The following is a 6,798-nucleotide window of genomic DNA, read 5'->3' as shown; positions in this document are numbered from 1 at the left end:
CCCTGCAGGCGGCTCTGATCCCCGCCCCCAAGCCGAGCACGCCGCAGCCCTACGGCGCGCAGCCCCAGGCCGGTTACGGCTACCCGGGCGCCGGGCAGCAGCCGTACGGCGGACAGCCGCAGCAGACCCAGCCGTTCGGCGGCGGCGCCCAACCGCAGCAGCCGCAGCAGGCTCAGCAGCCGCCGCAGGGCCAGCCGGCGGCGGCCTTCTCGCCGTTCTGGTTCGCCGTGCCGGCGCCGCGTCCGCTGTTCGCGGAGGACGGCTCCCCCGCGCCGATCGCCGAACTGGCGCCGGGCGTGTGGTACCTGGCCGTGGAGCAGCGCGGCCCGGGCCTGCTGACCGAGATGCAGGACGGCCGCCGCGGTGTCCTGCAGGACACCTCCAACATCCAGCGCGGCTGACCCGGCTCGGCCCAGCAGCCTTGTGGCCCCTCGCTCTTCCGGGCGGGGGGCCTTGCCGTTCGCCGGCGGGAGCCGAACGGCTCCTAGGAGCCGGCGCCGCTGCGCAGCTGGGAGTTGGTCGGCACCTTGTTCTTGACCGGGGCACCCGCGTCGGCTCCGGCGCCCTTCACCTTGTTGATGGTGTTGCTGTAGTCGTTGACCGCCGAGCTGTCGCCGTTGCGGAGCTTGGACGGCAGGTGCCTCAGGCCCGCGATGGCTCCGCTGACCCCGGCGAGTGCCTTGGCGAGCTTGGGGTCGCCCTTGGCGTTGCGTTCGGCCGCCCTGAGGCGGTTGTACGCGAACGCGCCCGCGAGGGCGGCCTTGGCGAGGGTCGCCTTGCGGTGCGGCGCACCCTTCTTGAACTTGCCCTGCTTGTAAGGCTTCACGATCCACTCGTAGGTGGCTCCGGCGGCGAGACCGGCGTTCGCCACGAAGCGGGTCTTGGCGAACTTCTGCTTCTCCGCGGAGGTGGTGGGGCTGGGCGTGGCCGCCGCGACGGCGGCCCTCGGATGGTGCTGCGAGCTGCTCTGGCCCGAGGCCCACGCGGGGGCGGAGCCTGCGACCAGTGCGCAGCAGAGAGTGAGCGCCACGACGAGGCGCCGTATCGGTACGGGCACGGTTCCTCCCGAAATACGTGCTACGAGTACTCCAGGGGTCCGTGTGATCCTGGGGGCGCTTGCCAAAACAGGGCACCGAGGGTGTCCGTCCGTCACTCCCCGTACGCTTGACAGGTTTCAATCAGGATTCCGGGGCCAGACGGACAGCATGTCCCTTCGATATCGCACGGGTTCCAATTCCGCTGGGACGGTCATCGCGGTGGTCGCGGACATCATGGCCGTCATCCTCGGACTGTGGATACTGATGTATCTGCTGGACGCCAACCGGGCCAACGAACTGGTCCGGTTCGTCCACGGCGCGGCCGACTGGCTCGCCGGCTGGTCCCGGGATCTGTTCACCTTCGACGCGGCCTGGGCGCGTGTGGTCGCCGGCTACGGCCTGGCCGCCGTGGTCTACCTGTTCGTCGGCCACGCCATCGCCAACCGCATGCACCGCCACTGACGACGGCCGGTCGGCCGGCCGTCGTCAGGCGGGGCAGGTGGAGCAGTCCGGGTCCAGGCCCCTGGGCAGGCGGTCGCCCGCGAAGACCGTGCAGGTGGCCTCGTGGCCGCCGAGCGCGGCGACGGCGAGCAGGAGCGCGCCGGCGGTCCAGGTGGTCAGTTCCCGCGGCCATACGGCCTCGTCCTCGAAGACGTAGCCCGTCCAGTACAGGCCGCTCTCCGCGTCGCGCAGGTGCCGGATGGACTGCAGGATCTCCAGCGCGCGGTCGGACTCGCCCACGGCCCACAGGGCCAGGGCGAGTTCGGCCGACTCGCCGCCCGTCACCCACGGGTTGGGGACGACGCAGCGCACGCCGAGGCCGGGCACCACGAAGCGGTCCCAGTCCGCCTCGATGCGCGCCTTGGCCTCCGCGCCGGTCAGCGCGCCGCCCAGCACCGGGTAGTACCAGTCCATCGAGTAGCGGTCCTTGTCCAGGAACCGCTCCGGGTGCCCGCGGATGGCGTGCCTGAGCGCGCCCACCGCCAACTCCCAGTCAGGCTGCGGCTCTTCGCGCTGCTCCGCGATCGCCAGCGCGCAGCACAGCGCGTGGTGGACCGACGAGCACCCGGTCAGCAGCGCGTCCGCCGTGTCCGTGCCGTCGTCCTCGCGCTTCCAGCCGATCTGCCCGCCCGGCTGCTGCAGTCGCAGCACGAACTCGACGGCCGCGTACACGACCGGCCACATGCGGTCCAGGAACGTGTCGTCGCCCGTGGACAGGTAGTGGTGCCACACCCCCACGGCGACGTAGGCGACGAAGTTCGTCTCCCGTCTGCGGTCGGTGACGTCGTCGTGGGCCCCGTCGGCGTAGGCCGCGTACCAGGAGCCGTCGCCCAACTGGTGCCGGGCCAGCCAGGCGTAGGCCCGTTCGGCCGCCTCGTGCTCGCCGGCCGCGTCCAGGGCCATCGCCGCCTCGACGTGGTCCCACGGGTCGAGGTGGTGGCCGCGGAACCACGGGATCGCCCCGTCCTCCCGCTGCGCGGCGAGGATGCCGCGTACGGTCGCGGCGGCCTGCTCGGAGGTGAGGACCCCGGGCAGGACCAGGTGTTCCGTCCGGGGAGTGGTCACTTGGCGTCCGCCCCGGGCAGGTGCGGCTTGGTCGCGTACGCCACGAAGCTCTTGCCGATCAGCGGGTTCAGCGCCTGCTCGGCCACCCGCGTGGCCAGCGGCTTCTTCATGATGTCCCAGACCAGCAGCTTGTGGTACGCGCGCACCGGCAGCGCCTTGTCGTTGTCGACGCCGAACGCGCACTTCAGCCACCAGTACGGCGAGTGCAGGGCGTGCGCGTGGTGGGTGCCGTAGGGCTTCAGGCCTGCCTCACGCATCTTCCGCAGCAGTTCGTCGGCTCTGTAGATGCGGATGTGGCCGCCCTCGACCTCGTGGTAGGCGTCGGACAGGGCCCAGCAGACCTTCTCGGGGCCGTAGCGCGGCACGGTGACCGCGATCCGGCCGCCCGGCTTCAACACCCTCACCATTTCGGCGAGTACGCCCTTGTCGTCCGGGATGTGCTCCATCACCTCGGAGATGATGACGACGTCGAACGACGCGTCGGGGAAGGGCAGGGCGAGGGCGTCGCCCTCCATGGCGGTGGCGGTGGCCCCGGCGGGCGCCTCCCCGGCCTCCTCCATCGCCGCGAACCACCGGGCGACCTCGCGGATCTCCTCGCCGTTACGGTCCAGCGCCACGACCCGCGCGCCGCGCCGGTAGCACTCGAACGCGTGCCGGCCCGCACCGCAGCCGAGGTCCAGGACGCGGTCGCCCGGGGCGAGCGGGAACCGGGAGAAGTCGACGGTCAGCACGTGGCCCTGCTTTCGGGATAGACAGCCTCTGAGGCCGTGGAGCGGCCGGGATTGCGGGGTGCGGAGCGGTCGGGGCGGCGGGGGGCCCGGCCCGCGGAGCCGGCGAGGGCCTCGCGGTAGTGCAGCACCGTGCCCTGAGCCGCACGGGCCCACGTGAAGTGCCGCAGCACCCGCTCACGCCCGGCCGCGCCCAGCCGCGCCCGCAGCTCCGGGTCGCCCAGCAGCCGGTTCAGCCCGGCGGCCAGCGCCCCCGCGTCGCCGGGCGGCACCGCGAGGCACGTCTCGCCGTCGCGCCCGGCGACCTCCGGGATCGCGCCCCCGGTCGTGGCGGCCAGGGGCGTACCGGTGGCCATCGCCTCGGCCGCCGGCAGCGAGAAGCCCTCGTACAGCGACGGCACGCACGCGACCTCGGCCGAGCGGACCAGGTCGACCAGTTCGGCGTCCGAGATGCCCTTGACGAACTCGACGGCGTCCTTCAGGCCGTACCGCTCGACCGCCTGCGCGACCGGCCCCTCCTCCGGCCGCCTGCCGACGACGACGAGGTGCGCCGAGGGGTGTTCCGTGCGCACCTTCGCCAGCGCCTCGACGAGGAAGACCAGACCCTTGAGCGGCACGTCCGCGCTGGAGGTGGTCACGATCCGCCCGGGGACCCGCGGCACGGCCGGGTCGGGCGAGAACAGGTCGGTGTCGGCGCCGATGTGGACCACGTGGACGCGGTCCTCGCGCACGCCGAGGTGGTCGACGATCTCCTGGCGGGAGGTGCCGGAGACGGTGAGCACGGACGGCAGCCGGCGCGCGACCCGCTTCTGCATGCGGGTGAAGGCGTACCAGCGCCGTACGGACGTCCGCCGCTGCCATCCCTCGGCGGCGTCCAGCTCCAACTGCCGGTCCACGGTGATGGGGTGGTGGATGGTGGTGACCAGGGGGGCACCGATGTCCCCCAACAGCCCGTAGCCAAGTGTCTGGTTGTCGTGGACGACGTCGAACTCGCCGCGTCGGGCGCGCAGATGGCGACGGGCGCGCAGGCTGAACGTGAGCGGCTCGGGGAAGCCGCCGGTCCACATGGTGGCGACCTCCAGCGCGTCGATCCAGTCGCGGTACTCGTCACGCCCGGGGGTGCGGAAGGGGTCGGGCTGGCGGTAGAGGTCGAGGCTGGGCAGCTCGGTGAGGCTCAGGCGGTCGTCGTGGCCGTCGCCGAGGGCGTCGAGCACGGGGTACGGCTGCGCGCCGATCACCTCGACCCGGTGGCCGAGGCGGGCCAGCTCGCGCGAGAGGTGGCGTACGTAGACGCCCTGGCCGCCGCAGAACGGGTTCCCCTTGTAGGTGAGGAGTGCGATCCTGAGCGGTCGCTCGCCGTCTGCGGCGAGGTCCGCCGGGGACCCCGCCCGACTGGCCTCAGCGGTCACCTGGGCCCCCTTCTGACTGCACTGTCCCGCGAGGTTACGCCGGGACGCTAATCTAGAACAAGTTTCAGACTTGATCGTTCAGGAGGCTCCGAATCTACCGGCAGGTAGCCGCGCTGTGAGCAGCGGATCGGGTGATTCGCGCCACGGCCCGGCGCCCCTGCCTGCGGTCCGATCACCGGGCCTCACCGACTGTCACGGAACGGGACCCATGCCTGCGCAAGCCAGTACCTCCCGGCTCGCCACACCGCCCCTCACCGAGCGGCAGGAGGCCCGTCGCCGCCGCATCCTGCACGCGAGCGCGCAGCTGGCCTGCCGGGGCGGCTTCGACGCCGTGCAGATGCGGGAGGTCGCGGAGGTCTCGCAGGTGGCGCTCGGCACGCTCTACCGGTACTTCCCGTCCAAGGTGCACCTGCTGGTCGCGACGATGCAGGACCAGCTGGAGCACCTGCACGGCACGCTGCGCAGGAAGCCGCCGGGCGGCGGGAGCGCGGCCGAGCGGGTGGCCGAGACGCTGATGCGCGCCTTCCGCGCCCTGCAGCGCGAGCCGCAGCTCGCCGACGCCATGGTCCGCGCCCTGACCTTCGCGGACCGCAGCGCGAGCCCCGAGGTCGACCAGGTGTCCCGGCAGACCACCGCGATCATCCTGGACGCGACGGGCCTGGAGGACCCCACCCCCGAGCAGCTGTCCGCGGTCCGCGTGATCGAGCACACCTGGCTCTCGGCCCTGATCACCTGGCTCTCGGGCCGCGCGTCGATCGCCCAGGTGGGGACCGACATCGAGACGGCGTGCCGGCTGATCGACCTGCCGGCGCGCCCGGAAGGGCGGCAGTAGGCCCCGCGAGGGCGGAAAGAGGGCGGACGGCGGAAAGAGGGCAGAAGAAGGACCTACGAGACGGGTTCCCTTCGCCGGTATTGCCCGGATCAGGTAATGGGGGTCGCCGTCCGGTCCGAAGACCTTCCGGCCTCTCAGTCCGACCGTCGACGTCGGCCTCGGCGGATGCCTCTCGGCGTCTCGCCCAAGTCGGCTACTCCGGTCGAACTCCCTCACTCGCCTCGTAGGCCAATTTCAGGATAATCCCGCACGGCTGATTGGGAACCCCCCGAACCGGGATTTTTTACTCTTGTTTCTCCGCCGGGAAGACCGGCTCGGGGCCCTTTCGGCGGACCGGTACAGTGGCGGGGTCGTCATCACACCCGTACGGGGGGAAGCCGGTGCGAATCCGGCGCTGACCCGCAACCGTGAGCCGCCCCGCGAGGGCGGCGAGCCGGAATGCCCCGGACGGACGTGACCGGCTCATGTGCGTCGGCGGTCCGCCGGCGTACGGCACCGTCGAGGTATACGGAGCCGAGCCGCCGGGGTGTCCCGTGCTGCCCGGCTCCCCACAGGGAGAGGCACCCGCCGATCATGAACGTCCGCCGCAGCGCAGCGGCCATAGCCGCCGCCTTCACCGTGATCGGCCTCGCGGCACCCGCCGCCGTCGCAGATCCGTCCCCCGCCCCGTCCGCGTCGCCGTCGCTGCCCCCGGGGCTCTACGGCACCAACGACCCCCAGTACGACGGCGTCTGGCGCCAGTCCCTCGCCCTGCTCGCCCAGCACACCGTGGGCGTGCGGCCCGCCGCGAAGGCCGTGGACTGGCTGGCCGGGCAGCAGTGCGCCGACGGTTCCTTCGCCCCCTTCCGCGCCGAGCCGGGCAAGGCCTGCGACGCCAAGGCGATGGTGGACACCAACGGCACCGCCGCCGCCGTACAGGCCCTCGCCGCGCTCGGCGGGCACGACGCCGTGACCGGCAAGGCGGTGTCCTGGCTGAAGTCCGTGCAGAACAAGGACGGCGGGTGGCCGTACACGCCGGGCGGGCCCAGCGACACCAACTCGACCTCGATCGTCATCGGCGCGCTCGCCGCCGTGGGCGTCAAGCCCGAGAGCGTGGTCAAGGACGGCAGGTCGCCCTACGACGCCCTGGCGGGTTTCGCCCTGCCGTGCTCCGCCGACGGGGGCGGTGCCTTCGCCTACCAGCCGGACAAGAAGGGCAGACTGGAGGCCAACGCGGACGCCACGGC

General features: G+C 72.4%; 7 protein-coding genes, 1 pseudogene and 1 riboswitch. Of the genes and pseudogenes, 4 read left to right on the top strand and 4 right to left on the bottom strand.

Annotation, left to right across the window (positions count from 1 at the left end; translation table 11 throughout):
- Window positions 1-401, top strand: a pseudogene (locus C1I97_RS27850) (hypothetical protein); the annotation flags it as partial.
- 83 nt (window positions 402-484) lie between these two features.
- Here the strand turns inward: C1I97_RS27850 and C1I97_RS27845 are convergent.
- On the bottom strand, window positions 485-1,057 hold the full coding sequence (locus C1I97_RS27845) for a hypothetical protein (protein ID WP_111005900.1): 573 nt from the start codon (window positions 1,055-1,057) through the stop codon (window positions 485-487).
- 148 nt (window positions 1,058-1,205) lie between these two features.
- Here C1I97_RS27845 and C1I97_RS27840 point away from each other — a divergent pair, with 148 nt between their 5' ends.
- Entirely contained in the window at window positions 1,206-1,499 is a 294-nt protein-coding gene (locus C1I97_RS27840; protein ID WP_111005899.1) for a hypothetical protein, read from the top strand.
- A 24-nt stretch (window positions 1,500-1,523) separates the two neighbouring features.
- Here C1I97_RS27840 and C1I97_RS27835 read toward each other — a convergent pair whose 3' ends face one another.
- Genes C1I97_RS27835 through C1I97_RS27825 form a run of 3 tightly spaced genes read right to left on the bottom strand, consistent with a single transcriptional unit; the run spans window position 1,524 to window position 4,740 of the window.
- Window positions 1,524-2,603, bottom strand: a complete 1,080-nt coding sequence (locus C1I97_RS27835) for a prenyltransferase/squalene oxidase repeat-containing protein (RefSeq protein WP_111005898.1) — start codon at window positions 2,601-2,603, stop codon at window positions 1,524-1,526.
- Window positions 2,600-3,334 (bottom strand): class I SAM-dependent methyltransferase, encoded by a 735-nt coding sequence (locus C1I97_RS27830; RefSeq protein ID WP_111005897.1) that lies wholly within the window; start codon window positions 3,332-3,334, stop codon window positions 2,600-2,602. Before C1I97_RS27830 ends, C1I97_RS27835 begins: the two co-directional genes overlap by 4 nt.
- Window positions 3,328-4,740: a glycosyltransferase family 4 protein gene (locus C1I97_RS27825; protein WP_111005896.1), complete on the bottom strand. Its 1,413-nt coding sequence runs from the start codon at window positions 4,738-4,740 to the stop codon at window positions 3,328-3,330. Before C1I97_RS27825 ends, C1I97_RS27830 begins: the two co-directional genes overlap by 7 nt.
- Before the next feature lie 208 nt (window positions 4,741-4,948).
- Between C1I97_RS27825 and C1I97_RS27820 the strand changes: the two genes are divergently transcribed.
- Window positions 4,949-5,572, top strand: coding sequence for a TetR family transcriptional regulator (locus tag C1I97_RS27820; RefSeq protein ID WP_111005895.1), 624 nt, complete (start codon window positions 4,949-4,951; stop codon window positions 5,570-5,572).
- A gap of 373 nt (window positions 5,573-5,945) precedes the next feature.
- Window positions 5,946-6,004, top strand: a riboswitch (cobalamin riboswitch).
- Window positions 6,005-6,145: 141 nt separating this feature from the next.
- The coding region (locus C1I97_RS27815) for a prenyltransferase/squalene oxidase repeat-containing protein (RefSeq protein ID WP_309147832.1) at window positions 6,146-6,798 on the top strand (653 nt) is incomplete at its 3' end.

Origin of the sequence: Streptomyces sp. NTH33, from assembly GCF_003236365.1 — a bacterium.
In the GTDB taxonomy this organism is placed as follows: Bacteria; Actinomycetota; Actinomycetes; order Streptomycetales; family Streptomycetaceae; genus Streptomyces.
Note: the sequence above shows the minus strand (reverse complement) of the source record. Positions and strands in the feature narration are given on the sequence as shown.